The organism is Nannocystis sp., from assembly GCF_016714285.1.
GTDB lineage: Bacteria > Myxococcota_A > Polyangia > Nannocystales > Nannocystaceae > Nannocystis.
The window spans coordinates 281,112-303,821 of the sequence record NZ_JADJNN010000011.1 but is presented as its reverse complement, the minus strand read 5'-3'; the positions used below and the strand labels follow the sequence as shown (position 1 = coordinate 303,821).

General features: G+C 71.5%; 18 protein-coding genes and 3 pseudogenes. 9 read left to right on the top strand and 12 right to left on the bottom strand.

All coding sequences use genetic code 11. The features are described from left to right. Positions 1-39: 39 nt before the first annotated feature. The 4 genes from IPJ59_RS20850 to IPJ59_RS20835 are packed head-to-tail and all read right to left on the bottom strand — an operon-like array spanning position 40 to position 5,101. On the bottom strand, positions 40-315 hold the full coding sequence (locus tag IPJ59_RS20850; protein ID WP_293258416.1) for a DUF5989 family protein: 276 nt from the start codon (positions 313-315) through the stop codon (positions 40-42). Next, positions 312-2,021, bottom strand: coding sequence for a carbamoyltransferase family protein (locus IPJ59_RS20845; RefSeq protein ID WP_293273025.1), 1,710 nt, complete (start codon positions 2,019-2,021; stop codon positions 312-314). The genes IPJ59_RS20850 and IPJ59_RS20845 overlap by 4 nt, the downstream gene beginning before the upstream one ends. Positions 2,022-2,024: 3 nt before the next feature. Beyond that, the gene (locus IPJ59_RS20840) at positions 2,025-2,735 is read right to left on the bottom strand and encodes a ferritin-like domain-containing protein (protein WP_293273024.1); all 711 of its coding nucleotides are present in this window, start codon (positions 2,733-2,735) and stop codon (positions 2,025-2,027) included. Positions 2,736-2,788: 53 nt separating this feature from the next. After that, positions 2,789-5,101, bottom strand: a complete 2,313-nt coding sequence (locus IPJ59_RS20835; protein ID WP_293273023.1) for an alginate O-acetyltransferase AlgX-related protein — start codon at positions 5,099-5,101, stop codon at positions 2,789-2,791. A 198-nt stretch (positions 5,102-5,299) separates the two neighbouring features. On the opposite strand from IPJ59_RS20835, the gene IPJ59_RS20830 reads away from it, so the two are divergent. Beyond that, positions 5,300-6,169 carry an aldo/keto reductase gene (locus IPJ59_RS20830; RefSeq protein WP_293258409.1) on the top strand — a complete coding sequence of 290 codons (870 nt, stop codon included), beginning with the start codon at positions 5,300-5,302 and terminating at the stop codon, positions 6,167-6,169. 16 nt (positions 6,170-6,185) lie between these two features. Further along, on the top strand, positions 6,186-8,261 hold the full coding sequence (locus tag IPJ59_RS20825; RefSeq protein WP_293273022.1) for a carbon starvation CstA family protein: 2,076 nt from the start codon (positions 6,186-6,188) through the stop codon (positions 8,259-8,261). Here the strand turns inward: IPJ59_RS20825 and IPJ59_RS20820 are convergent. After that, on the bottom strand, positions 8,239-9,012 hold the full coding sequence (locus tag IPJ59_RS20820) for a tetratricopeptide repeat protein (protein WP_293273021.1): 774 nt from the start codon (positions 9,010-9,012) through the stop codon (positions 8,239-8,241). The two genes, IPJ59_RS20825 and IPJ59_RS20820, sit on opposite strands and share 23 nt — an antisense overlap. Before the next feature lie 508 nt (positions 9,013-9,520). Here IPJ59_RS20820 and IPJ59_RS20815 point away from each other — a divergent pair. The 5 genes and pseudogenes from IPJ59_RS20815 (at position 9,521) to IPJ59_RS20800 (ending at position 12,972) form a co-directional block, all read left to right on the top strand. Beyond that, positions 9,521-9,937, top strand: coding sequence for a hypothetical protein (locus IPJ59_RS20815; protein WP_293258403.1), 417 nt, complete (start codon positions 9,521-9,523; stop codon positions 9,935-9,937). A 731-nt stretch (positions 9,938-10,668) separates the two neighbouring features. After that, positions 10,669-11,211, top strand: a pseudogene (locus tag IPJ59_RS38735) (collagen-like domain-containing protein); the annotation flags it as partial. A 27-nt stretch (positions 11,212-11,238) separates the two neighbouring features. Then, the gene (locus tag IPJ59_RS20810; protein WP_293258401.1) at positions 11,239-11,571 is read left to right on the top strand and encodes a hypothetical protein; all 333 of its coding nucleotides are present in this window, start codon (positions 11,239-11,241) and stop codon (positions 11,569-11,571) included. 54 nt (positions 11,572-11,625) lie between these two features. After that, positions 11,626-12,210, top strand: coding sequence for a hypothetical protein (locus IPJ59_RS20805; RefSeq protein WP_293273020.1), 585 nt, complete (start codon positions 11,626-11,628; stop codon positions 12,208-12,210). A gap of 339 nt (positions 12,211-12,549) precedes the next feature. After that, positions 12,550-12,972, top strand: coding sequence for a hypothetical protein (locus tag IPJ59_RS20800; RefSeq protein WP_293258397.1), 423 nt, complete (start codon positions 12,550-12,552; stop codon positions 12,970-12,972). Positions 12,973-13,498: 526 nt separating this feature from the next. Here IPJ59_RS20800 and IPJ59_RS37990 read toward each other — a convergent pair. After that, positions 13,499-13,693 (bottom strand): annotated as a pseudogene (locus IPJ59_RS37990) (hypothetical protein); the annotation flags it as partial. A 595-nt stretch (positions 13,694-14,288) separates the two neighbouring features. Between IPJ59_RS37990 and IPJ59_RS20790 the strand changes: the two are divergent. Continuing rightward, on the top strand, positions 14,289-14,735 hold the full coding sequence (locus IPJ59_RS20790; RefSeq protein WP_293273018.1) for a hypothetical protein: 447 nt from the start codon (positions 14,289-14,291) through the stop codon (positions 14,733-14,735). Between the two features lie 18 nt (positions 14,736-14,753). Here the strand turns inward: IPJ59_RS20790 and glgA are convergent. Together glgA and glgC are read right to left on the bottom strand one after the other, a co-directional pair. Then, positions 14,754-16,207, bottom strand: a pseudogene (gene glgA, locus IPJ59_RS37985) (glycogen synthase GlgA). Positions 16,208-16,283: 76 nt separating this feature from the next. After that, a complete protein-coding gene (gene glgC, locus IPJ59_RS20775; RefSeq protein WP_293273015.1) occupies positions 16,284-17,546 on the bottom strand; it encodes a glucose-1-phosphate adenylyltransferase in 1,263 nt (420 codons plus the stop codon). 505 nt (positions 17,547-18,051) lie between these two features. Here glgC and IPJ59_RS20770 point away from each other — a divergent pair. Then, positions 18,052-18,972, top strand: coding sequence for a hypothetical protein (locus tag IPJ59_RS20770; protein ID WP_293273014.1), 921 nt, complete (start codon positions 18,052-18,054; stop codon positions 18,970-18,972). Between the two features lie 39 nt (positions 18,973-19,011). On the opposite strand, the gene corA is transcribed toward IPJ59_RS20770, so the two are convergent. The 4 genes from corA to IPJ59_RS20750 are packed head-to-tail and all read right to left on the bottom strand — an operon-like array spanning position 19,012 to position 22,614. Further along, a complete protein-coding gene (corA, locus tag IPJ59_RS20765) occupies positions 19,012-19,992 on the bottom strand; it encodes a magnesium/cobalt transporter CorA (RefSeq protein WP_293273013.1) in 981 nt (326 codons plus the stop codon). Between the two features lie 24 nt (positions 19,993-20,016). Further along, on the bottom strand, positions 20,017-20,523 hold the full coding sequence (locus IPJ59_RS20760; RefSeq protein WP_293258379.1) for a DUF1993 domain-containing protein: 507 nt from the start codon (positions 20,521-20,523) through the stop codon (positions 20,017-20,019). A gap of 50 nt (positions 20,524-20,573) precedes the next feature. Further along, the gene (locus tag IPJ59_RS20755) at positions 20,574-21,854 is read right to left on the bottom strand and encodes a THUMP domain-containing class I SAM-dependent RNA methyltransferase (RefSeq protein ID WP_293258377.1); all 1,281 of its coding nucleotides are present in this window, start codon (positions 21,852-21,854) and stop codon (positions 20,574-20,576) included. A 43-nt stretch (positions 21,855-21,897) separates the two neighbouring features. Continuing rightward, positions 21,898-22,614: a CAP domain-containing protein gene (locus IPJ59_RS20750; protein WP_293258375.1), complete on the bottom strand. Its 717-nt coding sequence runs from the start codon at positions 22,612-22,614 to the stop codon at positions 21,898-21,900. Between the last annotated feature and the right edge of the window lie 96 nt (positions 22,615-22,710).

The window sequence follows — 22,710 nt, the reverse complement described above, 5'->3', positions numbered from 1 at the left end:
GGGGCGCGAGCGTCGGTGCGCGCGGGTTTGCAGCGAGCCCTAGAAGAGCGTGTAGACGAAGGGGGCGACGTAGGCGAGGCCGCCGGTGAGCGAGAGGAGGATGCCGGCGAGGAGGAGGACGATGAGCAGGGGGGCGAGGATGAAGCGGGCGGGGTGGAGGAAGTGGAAGATCAGCCGCGCCGCGGTGCGCAGGCGGGCGGCGAGGCGGCGCGCGAGGCCGGGGGGTGGGGGGCGCGGCGCGAAGCGGGCGCGCGTGTGGTCGGGTGGGGTGGGCGAGCTCGGTGGTGGTGAGCTCGGTGGGGTGGGTGAGGTCATGGGTCGCGCTCGATGATGAGGTCGTCGATGATGAGGGCGTCGACGGGGTGGCGCAGCCAGAAGCCGAGGGCATCCTCGCCGCTGGCGACGATCGGCTCGCCGGCGCCGTTGAGGGAGGTGTTGAGGACGATCGGGTCCTCGCCCAGGGTGGCGAGGGCGGTGAGGACGGCGTGGAGCTCGGGGGCGCGGGCGGCCTGCACGGTTTGCAGGCGGGCGCTGCCGTCCTCGTGGGTGACGGCGGCGAGGCGATCGCGGGCGTCTGGGCGCACCGGGGCGACGGTGGTCATGAAGGGGGTCATGTCGTCGGGTTCGCCGGCGAAATAGTCAGATGTCCTTTCGGACAGGATGGCGGGGGCGAAGGGACGGAAGGGCTCACGCTCCTTGATCAGCTTGTTGAGGCGATCGCGGGTGGCGCGGGCGCGGGGGTTGGCGACGATCGATCGCTGGCCGAGGGCGCGGGGGCCCCACTCGAAGCGGCCGCGGGCGTGGGCGACGATGCGGTCCTGTGCGACGAGCTTCGCGGTGGTCTCGGCGGGGTCGCTGATGCGCCGGACCGGGAGGCCGAGGGCGCGGGCGATGGCGTGGGTGCGCGGGGTGTCGATGGCGAGGCCGAGGGCGGCGCTGGTGAGGGCGGGGGGCCTCGGGTCGCCGAGCTGCTGAGATATCAGGAGGGCGGCGCCGATGGCCCCGCCGGCGTCGCCGGCGGCGGGCTGGACGAAGATGCGAGCAAAGCCGGACTCGCGGAGGAGGCGGGCGTTGGCGAGGGCATTGAGGGCGACGCCGCCGGCCAGGCAGAGATATTGGCTGTGGGTGAGCTCGCGGGCGCGGCGGGCGAGGCCGAGGAGGGCCTCCTCGAGCACTTGTTGCAGGGTCGCGGCGATGTCGGCATATCGCAGGTCGGCGGGGTCGGCGAGGTCCCATGGTTTGCCGGGCGGGCGACGCGGTCCGAGGAGGCGCTCGAGGGCGGGGCCGAAGCCGAGCTCGGCGTCGCTCATGTGGGCGAAGCAGGCGAGCTCGAGCTCGTAGGCGCCGTCCGGGTGGAGGCGGATGATCTTGGTGAACTCGTCACGGAAGCGCGGGCGGCCCCAGGCGGCGAGGCCCATCACCTTGTACTCGCCCTCGTTGACGGCGAAGCCGAGGTAGGCGGTGAGGCCGGCGTAGAGGAGGCCGAGGGAGTGGGGGAAGTCGACGCTGGCGAGCGGGCGCAGGCTCTGGCCCTGGCCGTGCCACAGGGTGGTCGCGTGGGCCTCGCCGACGCCGTCGACGACCAGCACGGCGGCGTCCTCGAAGGGCGAGACGAGGAAGGCGGAGGCGGCGTGGCTGCGGTGGTGTTCGCAGCTGACGACGCGGTCGCGGGGGACGGCGAGGGCCTCGGAGAGCTGGTCGAGGACCCACAGCTTGCGGCCGAGCTGGCCGGCGAGGGCGCGGGGGAAGCTGCGCCAGGTGCGAGGCAGGTGGCGCAGGAGGTGGACCAGGACGCGCTCGAGCTTGGCGAAGGGCTCCTCGTAGAAGGCGACGCGGTCGACGTCGCCGGGCTGCATGCCGGCGTGGGCGAGGCAGGCGAGGGCGGCGGAGATCGGGAGGCCGGGGTCGTGCTTGATCCGCGAGAGGCGCTCCTCCTGGATCGCGGCCACCAGCTGGCCGTCGACGACGAGGGCGGCGGCGGCGTCGTGGTAGTAGGCGGAGATGCCGAGGACGCAGGCCATGGGTCACTCGGGGGGCGAAGGAGCTGGAGTTGGGAGGAGGCCGCGGCGGATCGGTCGGGCGAGGCGGACCAGCAGGGCGAGCGGGGCGGCGAGGATGTAGAGGACCAGCATCGTCGCGACGTAGACGCGCTCGGCGACGAAGCGACCGGCGCGCAGCCAGCCGCGGCCGAGCTCCCAGCGGGCGACGCGACGCAGGGCGCGGCGCAGCTCGTGCTCGTCCGCGCAGAGCTCGGCGAGCAGCTCGCGGGTGTAGTCGCAGTGGCGGCGCTCGTCGACGAGGATCGCGCTGAGGAGGCGGTGCTCGGCGTCGCGGCCGGCGCGGGCGAACCATTGCAGGTAGGCCTCGAACTGGTCGCGGGCCCGGACCTCGCCGTGGTGGACGAAGGCGAGGAAGTCGCGCTCGCCGAGGGCCTCGAACAGGCGCTCGGAGTCGGCGCGCAGCGGCGGCAGGGTGAAGGGGCGGCGGGCGGCGCCGGCGAGGCGCTGGGCGTGGCGGGCGAACATCTGGGCGTGGCGGGCCTCGTCGTCGGCGTGGCGCAGGTAGAGGGCGGCGCGCGCGGGCGAGGGGGTGTGGGCGGCGGCCAGCTGCATGTCGAGCATGCTGCCCTGCTCGGCGAGGGCGAAGGAGAACAGCTTGTGGGCGCTGCGGGCCGGGGTGCGCCAGGTCAGCGGGGACAGGCGGCGGGCGAGGGTGGCGCTCAGTCGGGGACGCACGCGGGCCGCCGGGTGCTCGGGCGCGGGCGCGGAGGTCGCGGCGAGGGGGGCACTCAGTCGGGGACGCACACGGACCCCTCGTTCCACGGCGTGCAGGCTCCGGTTGCGCAGGGGTGCTGCGGGTCGCAGACGGGGAAGCAGGCGTTGCTGGCGAATGCGTGTACATGGCCCTCGGGACAGGTGATTGTAAAGAGCGGGTCGTTCTGGGCGCAGGCGAGGCGCTCCTCGCACTTGCTGAAGGCGGCGATGCAGGGGGCTGCGAGGCGGGGGTCGCCCCACAGCTTGCCGCAGGCGAGCGGGCAGCCGTCGTAGTAATCGTTGTCGGGGTCGGCGCAGACGCGTTCGTTGTGGAGCTGGCGGTGGCAGTCGCAGAGGCCGGCGATGGGGGCGGCGAGCGGGTGCGCGGGTGGGGCAGCGTCGGCGCGTTGCTGGGGCGGGGGCTCGACGAAGGCGCCGGTGAATTGCGGTTTGCCATCGGGGCCGGCGGGCCAGCGGATCTGCAGCTCGCGGACGTTGCGCTTCCAGGCGAAGCGGGCGGTGATCGGCTGACCGATCGTCATCGGCGTGACCAGGCTGAGGGCGTCGTCGCTGTGCATCGCCATGGTGGCCGGAGTGGCGCCCTCGAGGACGGCGACGCCGTCGAGGCGGTCGCTGGGTTTGCGTCGGGCGCACTGGATCCGCAGCCACTCGCGCTCGATCTGGGTCGAGCAGCCGAGGGCGCTCGAGCCCTTGACCACGACCTCGGGGGCGGTGGCCCACTCGGCGCCGGTGGGCACGAAGCTGCGGCCGGCGGGGAGCCCGGGGCGCGGGCCCTGCATGGGCGTCTGGACCGGGGCGAGCAGGGCGGCGGCGAGGGCCTCGGCGAGGGCGGCGTGGCCCTTCGCGGTCATGTGGATGTCGTGATCGAGGAAGGCGTCCGGCTCCGCGGCGCGCAGCGCTGCGACGGCGTCGAGGCTGCGCATGCCGAGGGCCTGGGCGTCGGCGATCAGGTCGTCGATCAGGACCAGTGAGTCATGCATGTCGGGCGCGTCGGCGACGCCGTACTTGGCCCATTCGCCGCGGTCGACCTGGACGTCGATCGGGAGGGCGACGACGACGAGCTCGGCGCCGTGCTGGTCGCACAGGGCCTTGAACTCGTGGAGGTAGCCGCGAAACTGCGAGGCGGGGCGGGGCACCGGGGGGATGCCGGCGGCGATCGCCTCGCGCAGGCGCTTGCGCTCGGCGGCGAGGTTGACCTCGGCGGCGATGAGGTCGTGCGCGGGGCGCTTGTCGGCCCGCTTCTCCTCGGCGCGCAGGAGGCCCTCGAGGGTGCTGTCGCGGGTGCGGGCGGCCTCGCGGATCATCGCGGCGGTGATGACGATCGATCGGCTGGACTCGGCGGCGTCGTCCTCGACGATGTCGCCGGGGCGGCTGCGGGCGATGATCGTGTCGTTGTAGCTGAGACGATATTCGCTGGCCTTGCGCAGGAGGGCGTCGAGCTCGTCGCGGGCCTTGTCGATCTCGCCGTCGATGCTGGCGACCCGGGTCTTGGCCTGGACCAGCGCCTTGGCGGCCTCGTCCTGGGCGCGCGCGACCTCCTCGTGGGCGCTCTGGCTGGCGACGACGAGGTTGTGCAGGCCGCCCTCGGAGGGGGTGCCGAGGTCGACGGGGGTGTCGAGCTCGGAGCCCTCGGGGGCGGCGGCGCTGCCTCGCTCGTGCAACCAGCGGCGCAGGGCGTAGACGGCGTGCGAGCGGGAGAACAGCCAGCGGCGGCCGGGGAAGTCGGTGACGCTCGCGGGGGCGGTCTCGCTGCGCACGGCCCAGCCGTCCCACACGGCGTGGCGCTCGTGGTTCGGGCGCCCCAGCTCGAAGGGGTCGTTGACGAAGTTGAGGACCACGACGACGGTGGCGAGCTTGCGCTGGGCGAGGAGCTCGCGGGCGGTGGCGAGGTACTCGCGCGGGCCGTAGGTGGGGACGCCGGCGTTGAGGACGGCGCGACCGGAGGCGGCGGCGAGGCGGGCGGAGAAGGTGGCGTCGTCGTCGACGCCGAGGCCGAAGACCTGGGAGTCACCGACGACGAGGATGTCGGTGGGCGCGGGGTCTGGCCACTCGGGGCCGCGGAAGCCGCGGCTGTTGACGTGGATGGTGGAGACGGGGTTCTCGCGCAGGCGAAAGCGCATGCTGGCGCCGGGCTCGAGGCGGACGCCGAGCTCGGGGTCGGGGAGGTAGAAGTTGACGTGGGGGAAGGCGCCGTCGTCGCGGCGATCGAAGGCGTACTCGGAGGCGGCTGCGCCGAGGCCTGTGCCGATGAGGATCTGGGCGCTGATGACGAGGGCGCGGCGCCAGAGCGGGCGTCGCTTCACGCTGGGATCGATCGACTTCGACATCTCACCTCGGCCGCTTACGAGCGGCGCAGGTCAGGGTATTCCTGACGCGAGGCGGCGAACAGGGGCCGTGGGGATGAGGGTGTCGGTGAGGGTGACGGTGGTTGCCCGCCGCCGCGCGGCTTCGTGCCGTGGTGGGCGCGAAGACGTGGGGCTCGCGGGGCGGTGGACTTGTGTTATGGAGGCGGCGAGAGCCCTGGTATGAACCTTCGTCCGCTCGGCAGCTCCGACCTCCAGGTGTCCCAGATCGGGCTCGGGGGGATGCCCCTCTCGATCGCGGGGCGGCCGTCGCGATCGGAGGCGATCAAGGTCATCCACGCGTCGCTGCGGGCCGGGGTCACGCTGATCGACACGGCCGACGTGTACTGCCTCGACCAGTCGGACATCGGCCACAACGAGAAGTTGATCGCCGACGCGCTGGCGCAGATCAACGGCGCCGCGGCCCCGGTGGTGGTGGCGACCAAGGGCGGGCTGCAGCGGCCGGGCGGGGCGTGGGTGACGGACGCGCATCCGCGGCGGCTGCGTTCGGCGTGCGAGGCGAGCCTGAAGGCGCTGCGCCTGACGACGCTGCCGCTCTATCAGCTGCACGCGGTTGACGACGACGTGCCGATCGAGGACAGCGTGGGGGCGCTGGTCGAGCTGCGGCGGCAGGGGAAGATCGCCCACATCGGCCTCAGCAACGTCGGGGTCGGCGAGCTCAAGCGGGCGCTGGCGGTGGCGCCGATCGTCAGCGTGCAGAACCGCTGCAGCGTGTTCGAGCGGCGGGACCTGAGCAGCGGGCTGGTCGCGTTCTGTGCGGCGCAGAAGATCGCGTATCTCGCGTACAGCCCGGTCGGTGGCGGGCGGGGCAAGGCGCGGGTGGCCGACGATCCGACCCTGCGAGCGGTGGGCGCCCGGCACGGGGTGTCGCCGTTTCAGGTGGCGCTGGCGTGGTTGCTGTCGCGTTCGCCGGTGGTGATCCCGATCCCCGGGGCGAGCCAGATCGCCAGCGCGATCGACAGCGCGGCGGCCGACGGCTTGCGGCTCGTGGCCGAAGACCTGTCGGCGCTCGACCGCGCGTTCCCGGTGTAGTAGTGGTGGCGGGGCGATGCAGGCCCTCTGGTTCATGCTCGCGGCGCTGGCCGTGCTGGCGATCGCGTACCGCTACTACTCCGCGTTCCTGGCCGCGAAGGTGCTGGCGCTCGACGCCAGCCGGGTGACGCCGGCGCACGCTCGCAACGACGGGCAGAACTATCACCCGACCCACCGCTGGGTGCTGTTCGGGCACCACTTCGCGGCGATCACGGGGGCGGGGCCGCTGGTGGGTCCGGTGTTGGCGGCGCAGTTCGGGTTTCTGCCGGGCTATCTGTGGATCTTGTTCGGGGTGGTGCTGGGCGGTGCGGTCCACGACTTCGTGATCCTCACGGCGTCGGTGCGCCGGGGCGGGCGCTCGCTGGCCGAGCTGGCCCGCGAGGAATTGGGGCCGGGGGTCGGGGCGGTGGCCGGGGTGGCGATCCTGTTCATCGTGGTGATCGCGCTGGCGGGGCTCGGGCGGGTGGTCGTGGGGGCGCTGGCGGAGAGCGCGTGGGGGGTGTTCACGATCGGGGCGTCGATCCCGATCGCGCTGGCGATGGGGCTTTATATCTACAAGGTCCGCGGCGGCAGCGTGAAGGGGGTGCGCGAGGCGACGGTGGTCGGGGTGGGGCTTTTGCTGCTTTGTGTGGTGTTCGGCAAGCAGGTGCAGGACTCGAGCTTCGGGGCGTATCTGCGGCTCGACGAGGTGACGATCACGCTGCTGCTCGCGGCCTACGGGTTTGTCGCCAGCGTGTTGCCGGTGTGGATGCTCTTGTGCCCGCGCGATTACTTATCGTCGTACATGAAGATCGGGACGATCTTGCTGCTGGTGGCGGGGATCGTGATCGTCAACCCGGTGATCGAGATGCCGCTGGTGAACACGATCGGGCCGGGGAGCGTGGGGGTGGACGGGGAGCTGTTCCCGGCGGTGGTGCGCGGCTCGCTGTTCCCGTTCGTGTTCATCACGATCGCGTGCGGGGCGATCTCGGGGTTTCACGCGCTGATCGCCAGCGGGACGACGCCGAAGATGGTCGACCGCGAGACCGACTGCCGGCCGATCGGCTACGGGGCGATGCTGATGGAGGGGTTGGTGGGGATCACGGCGCTGCTGGCCGCGACGGCGCTGCCGCCCGCGGATTATTTTGCGATCAACACGGATCCGAAGATCGCGGTGGTGACCGGGGCCGACGGAGCTGGCGGGCTGGCGCGCAGCGAGGCGGAGCTGGTGGCGTTAGAGGCGGTGATCGGCGCGGATGACCGGCGGCGGCTCGGGCTCAAGGAGGGGCAGGCGATCGCGGCGGTGGCGGGCGGGACGATCAAGCTGTCGGACGCGCTGCGCCTGTCGAACCCGACGCTGGCGGCGCTCGGGTATCACGTCGACCCGCGCGAGGCGCACGCGACCGAGCTGAGCGCCGGGGACTTCGCGCGGATGGGCGTGAAGGTCGAGGAGCTGCCGCGCCTGGCCGAGGCGACCGACGAGGTGGTGGCGGCGCGGACCGGCGGTGCGGTGTCGCTGGCCGTGGGGATGGCGCGGGTGTTCTCGGGGCTGCCGGGGATGCGCCTGCTGCTCGACTATTGGTACCACTTTGCGATCATGTTCGAGGCGTTGTTCATCTTGACGACGATCGACACGGGGACGCGGGTGGGGCGGTTCCTGTTGCAGGAGTTTTTGGGTCGACGCTGGCCGCGGATGGGGGATACGTCGTGGCCGCCGGCGGCGGCGCTGTCATCATTGATATTGGTGTGCGCGTGGAGTTACTTTATCCTCACCGGATCGATCGCGACGATCTGGCCGATGTTTGGCATCGCCAATCAGCTGCTGGCGTCGGTGGCGCTGGCGGTCGGGACGACGATCTTGCTGCGCGAGGCGAGCCGGCCGGCGTACGCGTGGGTGACGCTCGGGCCGCTGTGCTTCGTGGCGGGGACGACGATCACGGCGGCGATCCGCTCGCTGTTCGAGGTCTACATCCCGATGGCGCGAGCGCCGGCGACGGCGACGATGGGGGCGATCAACGCGGGGGTGACCGGGACGCTGCTGGTCTGCGTGCTGGCGATCTTGACGATGAGCGCGCGGCGCTGGCGGCAGATCATCGCTTCACGAAGGGGTTGACGAGGTCGCGGCTCTCGGCGGGCTTCTGCTTGCCGTCGCGGGCCGCGCCGCTCGGCTTGGCGAAGGGGTCGACGAGGTCGCCGCCCTCGCCGGGCTTGGGGGTTGCGGGCTTGCTGCCGGGGTCGGCGGCGGGGGCCTCGGGGGTGATCTCGAGGCCGAGCTGACGGCGGAGCTCCGGGGCGCGGGGGTCGTTGGGGGCGAGCTCGAAGAACTTTTGGGCGTGGTGCTGGGCCTCCTGTTTGGCGCCGGCGTCCCAGGTGAGGACGGCCAGGTTGTAGCGGCTGGCGGCGTAGCCGGGGTCGGCCTTGAGGGCGGCGATGTAGCGGGTGCGGGCGTTGTTGTATTCGCCGCGGCGCTGGGCGATGAGGCCGAGGTTGTAGAGGACGAGGGCGTCCTTGCCGTCGGCGGCGAGGGGCTCGAGGAGGCGGAGGGCGGCGTCGAGGTCGTCGCGGAGGATCGCGAGCTTGGCGGCGAGGAGCTTGGCGTCGCGGCCGGCTCCGGCGGCGAGGGCGAGCTCGACCTCGTTGCGGGCCTCGACGAAGCGACCGGCGGCCTCGAACTCGAGGGCGAGGAGGTAGTGCGGGTCGTCGTCAGGTTTGGGCTCGGTGGTAGCGACGGGGGGCGTGGCCGCCGCGGTTGCGCTCGGCTGGGGCTCGGGCTGGGGTCCTGTCTGGGATTTTGCGGCGCCGCTGTTGCAGGCGGCGACGAGGACGAGCGCGACGAGGATGCGAGGGATGGTCGACGGGGCCACGGCTGCAGGGTAGCGGGTCTCGGGGAGCGCGTCGCGCGTTGTAAATGGGGGGCGGTCGCGCGCACGATCGCTGGCGCAGCTGCCGCTGATATTGCTCACCTGTACAATGTATATGTTGGCCGCAGGGATCCCCCGCTCCATGCAAGCAGGTCGGGGATCACGGGAATCAGGCGTGCAGAGGAGGTCGCACTGAGAGGGCATTGGCCAAGCCAGGCGGACGCGGGATACACATCCGTGGACCTTGTGTGGGTAATGCGGTCGGCGTAGGGTGGCGAGGATCGTGCCCGTGTGGGCCACGAGCGAGCACGAGCGAGCACAATCGAGGTTGTTCGGGTTTTGACCTGGCTTTCGTGTGGGCTCTGGTGTGGGCTTTCGTGTGGGCTTTCGTGTGGGCTTTCGTGTGGGCTTTCGTCGGGAGGCGTCTATGCGCCGAGTGCGGGGGAGCGGCTGGAGATACTCGATATTCGCGGTTTGCCTCTGCGCGGCCTGTGGTGATGACGGCGTCGCGGTGACCGAGGGCGGGACCGGGTCGTCGACGGGGACGACCACCGATGAGCCGCCGCCGACGACCACGGTGACGCCGACGACGGATGTGCCGACGACCGACACGCCGACGACGGATGTGCCGACGACCGACACGCCGACGACGACGCCGGTGACGACGGGTGACACGACGACAACGGGTGACACGACGACGACGGGTGACACGACGACGGGCGACACGACGGGCGACTCGACGACCGGCGGGGTCGAGGTGGTCGGCAAGTCGGTGACTCAGACGGTGAACGGCGGGACGGTGGCGAGCAGCGCGAACTTCCGGATGGTGTTCACGCTGGGCCAGCCGACCGCGAGTCAAGGTACGTACAAATCTGCGAATTTCCGGCTGCAGGGCGGCCTGGTGGGCGCGAACGGGAGTCCTCCATGAAGAAGTATGTTGGGTTGCGGCGGTGGGTGCTGGGTGGTGTGATCGCGGCGACGGCGATGTTGTCGCGGGAGGCGCGGGCGGATGTGCCGCAGGTCGTGACCCACCAGGGGCGGCTCTTCGATGCCGGTGGGATGCCGGTGACCGGGCAGCAGGACATCACCTTCGTGATCTACGACTCGGAGCTGGCCGGGCTCGAGCTGTGGGCGGAGACGCTGACGGTGGACCTCGACGAGGGCTACTTTTCGGTGCGGCTGGGTGAGCAGACCGTGCTCGACGAGGTCGTGTTCGATGGGTCGATCCGGTGGCTCGGGATCGCGGTCGGGGTCGATCCGGAGATGACACCGCGGGCCGCGATTGCGAGCGTGCCGTATGCGATGTTCGCGGGGGACGTGACCGGGGTGATCCACCCGAAGAGTGTCGAGATTCAGGGCTTCGGTCCGGTGATCGACGTGAACGGGCAGTGGGTCGGAGATCCGACGGGATTGATCGGTCCGGCGGGGCCTCCGGGGCCGGCGGGACCGGCGGGCGCGGATGGTGCGGCCGGCCCGGCGGGGCCGAAGGGGGACCCGGGCGACAAGGGCGACAAGGGCGACAAGGGCGACGATGGTGCGGCGGGTCCAGCAGGGCCAGCGGGGCCAGCGGGGCCCGCGGGGCCAGCGGGGCCGCCGGGGCCAGCGGGCGCGGATGGTCCGGTGGGGCCAGCGGGGCCAGCGGGGCCAGCGGGGCCAGCGGGGCCGGCGGGGCCACAGGGACCTCAGGGTGACATTGGGCCAGTGGGGCCGGTGGGGCCGCAGGGGCCGCAGGGAGCAGTGGGGCCAGTGGGGCCGCAGGGACCGCAGGGGGACGTCGGGCCAGTGGGTCCGGTGGGGCCGCAGGGCCCGGCTGGGCCAGTGGGTCCGGCGGGTCCGCAGGGTCCGGCGGGTCCAGCCGGCATGGACGGGGCACCGGGTCCGCAGGGCCCGGCGGGCCCGGCTGGGCCGGCGGGGCCGCAGGGTCCGGCGGGTCCAGCAGGCATGGATGGAGCGCCCGGTCCAGCGGGGCCGGCGGGTCCGCAGGGTCCAGCGGGGCCGGCGGGTGCGGTGGGGCCGATGGGACCGGCGGGCCCGGCAGGGGCACAGGGTCCGCAGGGACCGGCGGGACCGGCGGGTGCGGTGGGTCCGCAGGGTCCCGCGGGGCCAGCGGGCGCGGTGGGCCCCATGGGTCCGGCGGGTCCGGCAGGGGCGGTGGGTCCAGCGGGTCCGCAGGGTCCGGCGGGTCCGCAGGGTCCGGCGGGGCCGACCAGCATGCCGAGCTGCCCGGTGGTGGGTTTCGCCAACCAGACGGCCAGCGTCAGCACGGCGCGCTCGCTGCTTTGCGTGTACCACGAGAACTTCGGCACCAACTGGAACACCTCGGCGAGCGATTGTTTCAGCTTCTACGGAGGCGCCCACCTGTGCAAGCACGAGGAGATTCGGCGCGCGTGCATCAATGGCGGCGGCTTCGTGCCGATCGTCAGCTCGTGGCTGGCCGACCGCTCGGGCGACGACAATGCGCTCAATGTCAACATCGCCGATTGCAACAACTTCGACGGGGCCTCGGGTGCGGGCACGGTCCTGACGGGCAAGTATTGCTGCTCGGAGTGGCCGAAGTACTGAGCGCGCGCGGGGCCCGTGCTATTGTGCGCGGGTCCCGGGGCGAGAGATATCATGGTGGCGATCCGTGACCGGGGTGTGATCGTGGCGGGCTCGGTGGGGCTCAGCCTGGCGCTGCTCGCGGGCATGGCCTGGTGGCTCGCGGGTGGCGATGCGGCGCCCGCCCGGGCGCGGCGCGGCGATGCGGCGGCGCCGGTGGGGATCGCGGCGGCCGGGCAGGATTCAGCGCGCCGTGATGACGCTGCGCCGGAGCCGGCCTCGGCGCCGCGCTTCATCCTGGGGCGCGAGGTGCCGACGACGCCGCCGGAGATCGACGACGAGGCGAAGGCGGCGCGTGACGCCTATGTGGCGCTGCAGGCTTCGGTGGTCCGCGACGTGGCGCCGCAGCTGGAGGCGCGACGCGGCGCGCTGCGGCAGCGCTGCTGGACCGCCGAGCTGGCGGCCGGGCTGGAGCAGACCAGCTTCAAGGTGAGCGCGGGCTTTGACGCCGACGGCAAGCAGACGGAGCTCGGGGTCGAGACGCCGGCCACGGCGCCAGGCGCCCGCGACATCGGCCAGTGTCTGCGGGAGCAGCAGATCGAGCTGAGTGCGACGGCGCCGGGCCAGGTGGTGACGATCGACCTATCGCTGGTGTTGCCCTGAGCGCGGCGAGTCCTGGCGCGGGCCGGGTGGCGCGATGCAAGTGGGAGCCGACCATGCAGAGGGTGTGCTGCGGTGACAGCCGCAGTTGGGGAATGCGAACATTTGGTGGCGGTGTGGCGCGATTTGTATGCTGGCCTGCGCGGGCGACGTGTCCGACTGAGGACCTTGTGAACGCAAAGACCGGATTGTAGTGTGGCGCATCGCGTGCCCGTGATGGGGGCGATGGTGGTCTGGCTTACATACGAGGAGGCGTGTATGCGCCGGGTTCGGGGGCGAGGTTGGCGCGTCGCGGTCGCGGCGCTGTGGCTGTGTGCTGCGTGTGGTGACGATGGTATCGCGTTGACCGAGGGCGGGACGGGGACGTCTGGCGGGACGACCACGGACGATCCGCCGACCACGACGGTGACGCCGACGACGGATACCCCGACGACGGACACGCCGACGACGACGGTGCCGACGACGACGGAGACGACGGATACGCCGACGACGACGCCGGTGACGACGGGCGACACCACGACGACGGGTGACACGACGACGGGTGACACGACGACGGGCGACACGACGGGCGACTCGACGACCGGCGGGGTCGAGGTGGTCGGCAAGTCGGTGACTCAGACGGTGAACGGCGGGACGGTGGCGACCAGCGCGAACTTCCGGATGGTGTTCACGCTGGGCCAGCCGACCTCGAGTCAGGGTACGTACAAATCTGCGAATTTCCGGCTGCAAGGCGGCCTTGTGGGCGCGAACGGGAGTCCTCCATGAATACTTACAATGGGTTTCGGCGGTGGATCGTGGGTGGGGTGATCGCGGCGGCGGCGACGTTCTCGCAGCAGGCGCGGGCGGACGTGCCGCAGGTGGTGACCCACCAGGGGCGCCTGTTCGACGCGCAGGGCGACCCGGTGGTCGGCGCGCAGGACATCACCTTCGTCATCTACGACTCGGAGATCAACGGGCTGGAGCTGTGGAGCGAGACGATCAACGTCGACCTCGACGAGGGCTACTTCTCGGCGCGGCTCGGCGAGCTGTCCGTTCTCGATGAAGTGGTGTTCGATGGGTCGGTCCGGTGGCTCGGGATCACGGTGGGGGCAGATCCGGAGATGACGCCGCGGGCGGCGATCGCCAGCGTGCCCTACGCGATGTTCGCGGGCGACGTGACCGGCGTGATCCACCCGAAGAGTGTCGAGATTCAGGGCTTCGGTCCGGTGATCGACGTGAACGGGCAGTGGGTCGGCGATCCGACCGGGCTGATCGGGCCGGCGGGACCTCCGGGGGCCAAGGGCGCGGACGGTGCGGTGGGGCCCGTGGGGCCGAAGGGCGCGGACGGTGCGGTGGGGCCCGTGGGGCCGGTGGGGCCGGTGGGTCCTGCGGGCCCGGCGGGTGCTCAGGGAGCGCAGGGTCCGGTGGGGCCGGTGGGGCCAGCGGGCGCTCAGGGAGCGCAGGGTCCGGTGGGTCCGGCAGGTCCTGCGGGGCCGATGGGCGCGATGGGTGCTCAGGGAGCTCAGGGTGTGGCGGGTCCAGCGGGCCCGGCGGGTCCAGCGGGCGCTCAGGGTCTGCAGGGCCTTCAGGGCATTCAGGGCGTGGCGGGCGTTGCGGGACCGCAGGGTCCGAGCGGCATCGTCTCGACCGGGAAGTTCTCGGGGGCGATCGGTGCTGTCGCCGCCAACGGTGTCGCGTTCGTCTTCGTGGGCGGAACCACGACCGTGAGCTTCACCGCCATAGAGCGCATCACCGGCGCGGCGACAACCGCGTTGGTGGCGAGTGCGGCCGGCAGCTTCAAGGTCGACCTCTGCTACAAGAATGGCGCGAACCCGATCGTCAACTTTGCTGGCGGCGGTGCGACCACCCAGGTCTCCATCGCGGCCGGCGTTCGCGCACCGGTTGGCGCCGTGGGCACGGTCGTCCCGGGCTTCGCGGGCGTCAATGTGACGGTCGGGTTCTGCGTCGATACCGACACCAGCGGCATCAACGCCAGCGACATCGTCAACGGATGGATGCAGGTCACCAACTGAGCTGATAGGCTGCAGCCCTCCGCACGGAGCGGAGGGCTGTTGCGCATGAGTACTGCGAATCATCAAACGATGCCTGCCGCGGTCGTGATCGCCGGGGTGGCGATCGCGTTCGGGCTGTACTTTGGGCTGCGCGCGCAGGCGCCGGCCGGGTCCGTGGGACCCGTGATGGTCGCGGCGCCCCCGGTGGCTCCGGTGGCTCCGGCGGCGCCGGAGCCGGTGGCGTCCAGCGTCGAGGTGGTGACGCGGCAGGCCGTCGAGGCGCTCAGCTATCAGCGCAGCGGGCTGCGAGAGCGCTGCTTTCGGGCGGCGCTCGCGGGGCGGCCGGGGTTGACGATGGAGCTGATGTTCAACGTGACCTTCGATGCCCAGGGGCAGCAGATCATGCGCGGGACGGTGGAGACTCCGGGGACCTCGACGCCGGAGTTGACCACGTGCGTTCAGGAGCAGATGGCCCCGCTGCGGGTGCCGCCGCCGGGGCGCACGGTGCAGGTCGAGGTGCCGCTGCGGTTTCCGTGAGCTGTCCCTCAGGACAGATCAGCTGCTGCGGGCGATGCTGCGGTAGATCGCGGCGTAGCGGGCGGCGGAGCCGCGCCAGCTGAAGTCTTGTTGCATTGCGCGGACGACCATGGCGCGCCACAGGGGTTGGTGGTGGTAGAGGTCGATGGTGCGGCCGAGGGCCCAGGCGAGGGCGTCGGCGTCCATGTCGTTGAAGACGAGGCCGGTGGCCTGCTCGTGGGCGAGGTTGTGGGCGTTGGCGTCGACGACGGAGTCGGCGAGGCCGCCGGTGCGGCGGACCACGGGGATCGTGCCGTAGCGCAGGCCGTACATCTGGGTCAGGCCGCAGGGTTCGGTGCGCGAGGGGACGACGATCGCGTCGGCGCCGGCCTGGAGGAGGTGGGCGAGGGGCTCGTCGTAGCCGTGGCGGACGGCGATGCGCCCGGGCCAGTGGGCGGCGGCGGCGTCGAAGCCCTGCTCGATGCGCTGCTCGCCGGAGCCGAGCACGGCCAGCTGGGCGCCGCGGCGCAGCAGGGTGCTGCCGGCGGAGATCAGGAGGTCGAGGCCCTTCATCGTGACCAGGCGGCTGACGACGCAGAACAGCGGGGCGTCGGGGTCTTGCTCGAGGCCGAAGGCGCGCGCTGGGCCGCTTGTTTGTTGATGGCCTTGCCGGCGAAGGGGTCGCGGTGGTCGTAGTGGGCGACCAGGTGGGGGTCGGTCGCGGGGTTCCAGAGCTCGGTGTCGATGCCGTTCAGGATCCCGTGGAGGTCGGCGTCGCGCGAGCGGAGCAGGCCGTCGAGGCCGTGGCCGTAGGTGGGGGTCTGGATCTGGCGCGCGTAGGTCGGGCTGACCGTGGTGATCTTGTCGCTGTACCACAGGCCGGCCTTGAGGAAGCCGAGGTGGCCGTTGTACTCGAGGCCCTCGACGTCGAACATGCGCCACGGCAGGCGCAGCTCGGGCAGGACCTCCTTGGAGAACACGCCCTGGTAGGCGAGGTTGTGCACGGTGAGCACGGTGCCGGGGCGCGGCGCCGGGGTGAGCGAGACGTAGGCGGGGGCGAGGCCGGACTGCCAGTCGTGGCCGTGGATGACGTCGGGGCGCCAGCGGACGCCGCCCTCGGGGCCGGCGAGCCAGGAGGCGGCGTCGCAGAGGGCGCCGAAGCGGAGGTGGCTGTCGTGCCAGTCGCGGCCGTCGGGGCCGGTGTAGGGGTTGCCGGGGCGCTCGTAGAGGTGGGGCGCGTCGAGGACGAGCAGCTGGAGGGCGCCGACGCGGCCGTAGAGGAGGCGGGCCGTGTGACCGCCGAGCAGGCCGCCCAGGCGGACGGCGCGGCCGGTGAGGTCGAGGCCGTCGAGGACCTTGGGGTAGCCGGGGACGAGGACGCGGACGTCGACGCCGAGCTGGCCGAGGGCGGGCGGGAGCGCGGCGACGACGTCGGCGAGGCCGCCGGTCTTGACGAGGGGGAAAACTTCGGAGGCGACGAAGAGGACGCGCATGTTGTGGTGGCTGTCTTTCGGGACAGGTGCGAGCAGAGGCGACGGATGGGCTGGCTGTCCCTCGGGCCAGGTTCTATCAGAGGCGGCGGAGCATGTCCTGGGTGATCAGGGTGACGCCGCCGTCGGTGCGGGCGAAGCGGCGGGCGTCCTCGACGGGGTCCTCGCCGACGACCAGGCCCTCGGGGATGACGACGCCGCGGTCGATGACGACTTTGGAGAGGCGGGCCTTGCGGTTGATGACGACGTCGGGGAGCACGACCGCCTCGGAGAGCTTGCTGAAGGAGTTGGCGCGGACGTTGGAGAACAGGAGGGAGCGGCGGATGTCGGCGCCCGAGATGATGCAGCCGCCGGACACCATCGAGTTGACGGCCTGGCCGCGGCGGGTGTCCTCGTCGTGGACGAACTTCGCGGGCGGGAGCTGCTCCTGGTAGGTCCAGATCCGCCAGTTGGGGTCGTAGAGGTCGAGCGGGGGGATGACGCTGGTGAGGTCGATGTTGGCCTCCCAGTAGGCGTCGATGGTGCCGACGTCGCGCCAGTAGGCGGGCGCGCCGGGCTCGCTCTTGACGCAGCTCTCGGTGAAGCGGTGGGCGTAGATCGCGGCGTGCTTGTCGACCAGGTGGGGGATGAGGTCCTTGCCGAAGTCGTGCGAGCTCTGGGCGTCGTCGGCGTCGCGGCGCAGCTGGTCGAACAGGAAGTTGCCGTTGAAGATGTAGACGCCCATCGACGCGAGGCTGATGTCGGGGCGGCCGGGCATGGCCGGCGGGTCCTTGGGCTTCTCGACGAACTTGAGGATGCGGTCGTGCTCGTCGATGTGCATGACGCCGAAGCCGGTGGCCTCCTTGCGCGGGACCTCGATGCAGGCGACGGTGGCCTCGGCGCCGCGCAGCACGTGCGACCACAGCATCTTGCCGTAGTCCATCTTGTAGATGTGATCGCCGGCGAGGATGATGACGTGGGAGGGGCGCAGGCTGTGGAAGATGTCGAGGTTCTGGTAGACGGCGTCGGCGGTGCCGCGGTACCAGTTCTCCTCGTTGATGCGCTGCTGGGCGGGCAGCAGGTCGACGAACTCACCCATCTCGCCGCGCAGGAAGCTCCAGCCGCGCTGCAGGTGGCGCAGCAGGCTGTGCGACTTGTACTGGGTGAGCACGGCGACCTGGCGGAAGCCGGAGTTGATGGTGTTCGACAGGGCGAAGTCGATGATGCGCAGCTTGCCGCCGAAGTGGACGGCGGGCTTGGCCCGGCGGTCGGTGAGGGCGCCGAGCCGGCTGCCGCGGCCGCCTGCCAGCACCAGGGTCAACGCGGAACGACTCAGCTCGCGCAGGCTCGGTTCAAAGGCCATGAGATTCCCTCACAGCTTGCTTATCACCGGCGCGGGCGGCGGATCAACGTTACGGCGCGCGGGGCTGGTCGGTGGGGGCGGCATGCCGCGTGGGTGGGGTCAAGAAATCGGCGTCGGCGGACGCCGGGATCGGGGCGGCGCGGGCACTTGCGGTTTGCCGGACGTCACTCGCAAGGGTGCGAGGAGGTCGGTGGACGTTCAGTCCTCACGCTGGAATGGCACTTCGTGCCACTCCAGCGTTGCGGATTCACGTCCACCGACCTCCTCGCACCCTTGCACGCCACGGCCGTGAACGGCCCTGGCGGCGGTCCAGTCCCGGTGTGAGCGCTGGGGTTTGAAGGGAAGCACGAGTCGGGCAGCTTGCGGCCCGATGGGCCGCAAGATGCCCGACACCCTGGACCGGGTTTCCGCCGCAGATCCGATGGCGGGTGTTCGGGCGTCCGCGATCGTGAGTGCTGGTCTGGGCGCTGTCCAGACCGGGCACGAACTTATACACTGGGCACCGATGAAGCCGTGTCGTTGCTGCTGCGCCCGTCTGGGTATGGCCATCCTGGTCGCCTGCGGCCCCGCGAAGCCGCAGACCACCGACGGCAGTGAGGCTAGCAGCAGCATGGGCAGCCCCACTGGCGAGAGCGTGAGCGGCACCAGCGGTGGCTCGACCGGCGCGCCCACGAGTACCGACACCACGAGTACCGACACCACGAGCCCCTGCGACACAGCGTGCGGATCGAGCGATGCGGGCGGGGGCCTTGATCTGCACAGCAGCGGCGGGATCGAATGTGACATCTTCGCACAGGACTGCGCTCCCGGCGAGAAATGCGCGGCGTGGGCCGACGAAGGTGTCGCCTGGAACGCCACCAGGTGCATCCCTGTCACCGGCGACAAGGTCCCCGGTGACGTGTGCATGACCGAGGGCGGCCTCAGCGGCATCGATAACTGTGAAGCCGGCGCGATGTGCTGGGACGTCGACGCCAAGAATATGGGCACCTGCTTCGCCCTGTGCAAAGGCACCTCAATGGCCCCGACCTGCGACGAGGGCTTCTCGTGCTCCTACGCGAGCGAGAGCGTGCTCAACCTCTGCCTCCCTGAATGCGATCCGCTGGTTCAGGACTGCGCGGGCGACAAGCTGTGCGTCCCGAACCACGTCACCTTCGTCTGCGTGCCCGACGCCTCGGGGGACATGGGCAAGACCAACGACCCCTGCGAATTCGTCGACGCCTGCGACAAGGGCCTCGTCTGCCTCAATATTTCCGCCGGCTCGAGCGCGTGCATGAAAGACGCCGTGGGCTGCTGCCAGCCCGTCTGCGACTTCACGGCAATGGAGACCTGCCCGAACTTTGACCAAGAGTGCGTGCAATGGTTCGACCCGATGATGCCGATCCCGCCCGGCCTCGAGGACGTGGGGGTCTGCGCAATTCCTATCTGAATCGAGTCGCCGCGTGGGCCCACGCGGCGGACAGCGTCGCTACAACCACCGCCTGCGGCGGAACCACACCAGCAGCGCCACCGCCGTCACGAACATCAGGCTGACGGCGAAGGGGTAGCCGAGGACCCAGTGGAGCTCGGGCATGTGGTCGAAGTTCATGCCGTAGATGCCGGCGATGAAGGTGAGTGGGAGCATGATCGTGGAGATCTGGGTGAGCACCTTCATGATGTCGTTGGTCTTGTTGGCCGACATCGACAGGTAGGCTTCGACGGCCGACTGGGCGCCCTCGCGGTAGGCCTCGGCGAGGTCGGCGACGCGGACGAAGTGATCATAGATGTCGCGGAAGAAGGCCAGGCTCTCGCGCGGGATGAGCTCCAGGTGGCCGCGGGCGAGGGACTCGAGGATGAGCCGCTGGTGGGCGGTCATGCGGCGGATCCGCTGGATCGACTTCTTGGCCTCGAGCACCTGCTCCAGCAGGTCGGGGGCGGGGTTGTGGATGATGTTGTCCTCGAGGGCCTCGAGCTTGCAGCCGATCTGGTCCATCACCGGGAGGAAGTTGTCGACCAGGCGGTCGAGCATTCGGTGGAGGATGCGGACCGCGGTCCACGGGCGGTGGCCGGCCTCGCACACGTCCTTGTGCAGGTCCTGGATCGATCTCAGGGCCGGGTCGCCGTGGTGGGTGACGACGTAGCGGGGGCCGATGAAGAGGTCGAGCTCGAGGGTGTGGACGTCGAGGGTCTTGTCGAGGTTGAGGCGGGAGAAGTCGATGCCGTGGACGATGATGAAGACGTGGTCCTCGAAGGTGTCGATCTTCGGGTGCCCATAATCTTGGAGGGTGTCCTCGATGGCCAGCGGGTGGAAGTGGAAGGCGTCGCTGAGCACCCGCGCCTCGGCCTCGCTCGGCCCGTCGAGGTCGAGCCAGATCGTGATCTCCGGGTCTTCGCGCAGGGCCGCGATGCGGCTGAGGTCTTTCTCGAGCGAGTGGCCGTGCTGCGCGTGGAAGACATGGAGCGTGAACACGGCCGCGAGCGTATCACGCGGAGATCAGGGCAGGTGGAGGCTGAGCGGGCCGAGGTAGTCGCGCTTGCCGAGCGGGACGCCGCGGTGGCGCAGGAGCGCGTAGCTGTGGGTGAGGTGGAAGTAGAAGTTGGGCAGGGCGTGCTCGCGGAAGTAGTCGGCGCCGCTCATGACCTTGCCCTCCCAGCGCGGCTGGCTGATGACGCGGTGGGCGGCGTCGGCGAAGTCGTGCGGGGTGAACTGATCGAGGTAGGCGAGGACCGTGCGGACGCGGGCGTGGAGCTCGTCGAGGGAGGTTTCGGTGTCGGGGTGGCTGGGCGCCTCTTTGCCGGCGAGGCGGGAGGCGGCCAGCTTGAGGGTGTCGCAGCTGATCTGGACCTGGCGGACGAAGGGGAACTGGTCGGGGGCGAGGCGCAGCTGCAGGAGCTCGGCCGGGTCGATGTCGTTGGCCCTGGCGTGGGCGGCCGCGGCGTCGAGCCAGGTGCCGAGTTGAGCGAGCTGCTTGCGCATCTGGGCGAAGAATTCGTGGTACATGCGCGCGAGGGTACACCCGGTCGCGCGGGGGCTGACGGGGCCCTGCGCGATTACGCGGGGACGCGGCCCAGGACCAGCTGCACTGGCAGGCCGCCGTTGTGCAGGGTGCGGGCGATCTGCAGCGGCAGGCCGCAGTGGCGCCATAGATCGTCGCCGCACAGCAGGGCGACGCGGGCGCCCGGGAACCTGTCCCGGAGGACATGTCCGAGCTGGGCGTAGAGGTCGCGCAGGGGGCCGCGCTTGCCGACGCGGACGCCGTAGGGCGGGTTGCAGATCACCAGGCCGGGGCTGGGCCCGCGGAGGGGTTCGCAGGCGGACAGCGGGCGCACGGCGAGGGTGACCAGCGCGGCGACGCCGGCACGGGCCGCGTTGGCGCGGGCGGCCTCGATCGCGCCGGGGTCGCGGTCGGAGCCGACGATGATCGGGGGTGTCCATTGGGACAGGTCGGATGTCCCGGGGGACAGGTTGATCTGGGGTGTCCCTGGGGACATGTCGGGTGTCCCTGGGGACAGGTCGAGTGGAGATGTCCCTGGGGACATGTCGGGTGTCTCGGGGGACAGGTTTGAATTGGGGCCAGGTGCTGCGGCGCGGGCCTGGGCGAGGGCGGCGGGGCCGGCGAAGCCGGGCCAGGTGAGGAAGGCGAAGCTGCGGTCGCTGCCGGGGGCGCGGCCGCAGGCGCGGCGGGCGGCCTCGATCACGATCGTGCCGCTGCCGCACATCGGGTCGAGGAGGGGCTCGCCGGGGTGCCAGCCGGCGGCGCGCAGCATGGCGGCGGCGAGGGTCGGGCGCAGCGGGGCGCGGGCGAGGGCGAGGCGGTAGCCGCGGCGGTGGAGGGGTTCGCCGGAGCTGTCGACGCTGACGGTGCAGCGGTCGCGCTCGAGGCGGACGTGGACGCGGAGGGCGGCGACGGTGGTCTCGGCGTCGGCGTCGTCGTCGCTCGCGGGGACCAGCTCGGCGGCGACGCCGAGGCGCTCGCCGAGGCCGCGGACGACGCGCTCGGCGATGCCGACGGTGTGGTAGAGGCGGGACTTGCGGGCGCTGACGAGGCAGCAGACGCGCGGCGTGGCGGTGGGGGAGAGGAAGCGCTCCCACGGCAGGCGGGCGGCGTGGGCGTGCAGCTCGGGGAAGCCGGGGGCCCGGAACTCGCCGACGCGGACGAGCACGCGGGTGGCGACGCCCAGGCGCAGGTTGGCGGCGGCGAGGTCGGCGAGCTCGCCGGCGAAGCTTACGCCGCCGGGGACGATCTGCCCGACGAGGCCGAGCTCGGCGAGCTCGGCGGCGCAGATGTCCTCGAGGCCAGGTTGTGTGACGGCGAAGAGGTCGAGGGGCACCGCCGCGGAGGATACCCGGGGCGGGCCGCCGCGGGGCGGCGGGTCACTTGAAGTTCTGGACCGCCCACACGCCGTTCATGCCGTCGGCGAAGCCGCAGGCGACCTGTGTGTATTGGGTGCTGCTCATGTTGATGTAGTGGCCGTGGAGGTTGAAGTCCTCGCCGGGGCCCTCGGCCCACATGAGCTCGAGGCAGCCGGTGATCATGGACTCGGGCGGACCGGGCCAGCCGGGGCACTCGTTCTGGGCGGACTCGCCGCACATGCCGAAGGCGCCGTGCGGGTTGCCGGAGGCGCCGTCCATCGCGGCCTCGCCGTCGGAGCAGACCTCGGCGTCGGTCCAGCGGGCGTAGGGCGGGAGGCCGAGGGTGGCGCGGTACATGTTGATGGTGTCGACGCACAGCTGCGTGGCGGCCTCGTCGGGGTCGCCAGTCGGGTCGCCGGTCGGGTTTCCAGTGGGGTCGCCAGTCGGGTTGCCAGTCGGGTCGCCAGTCGGGTCGCCGGTCGTGGTGCCGGTCGGGTCGCCGGTCGGGTTGCCGGTCGGGTCGCCGGTCGGGTTGCCGGAGGTCGCATCGCCGGTCGCGTCGCTGGTCGTGGGGCTGGTGTCCGGGCCGGCGGTGGTCGGGACGTCGCCGGTTGTGGCACTGGCTGCGGTGGCCGCGGTGGCGCCGCTGCTGCTGCCCTCGCCGCTGCCGGTGCTGTCGCCCTTGTCGCAGGCGAGGGTGAGCGTGGCGAGGGTGAGGAGTGCGGAGAGCGTGCGCATGGTCGGACGATAACAGAGGGGCGCTGGCGCTGGCGTGTGAGCGATGGTGGGGTGCCGGAGCGGCGGAGGGAGCGAGGACGCCACTTGGGCGGCGCG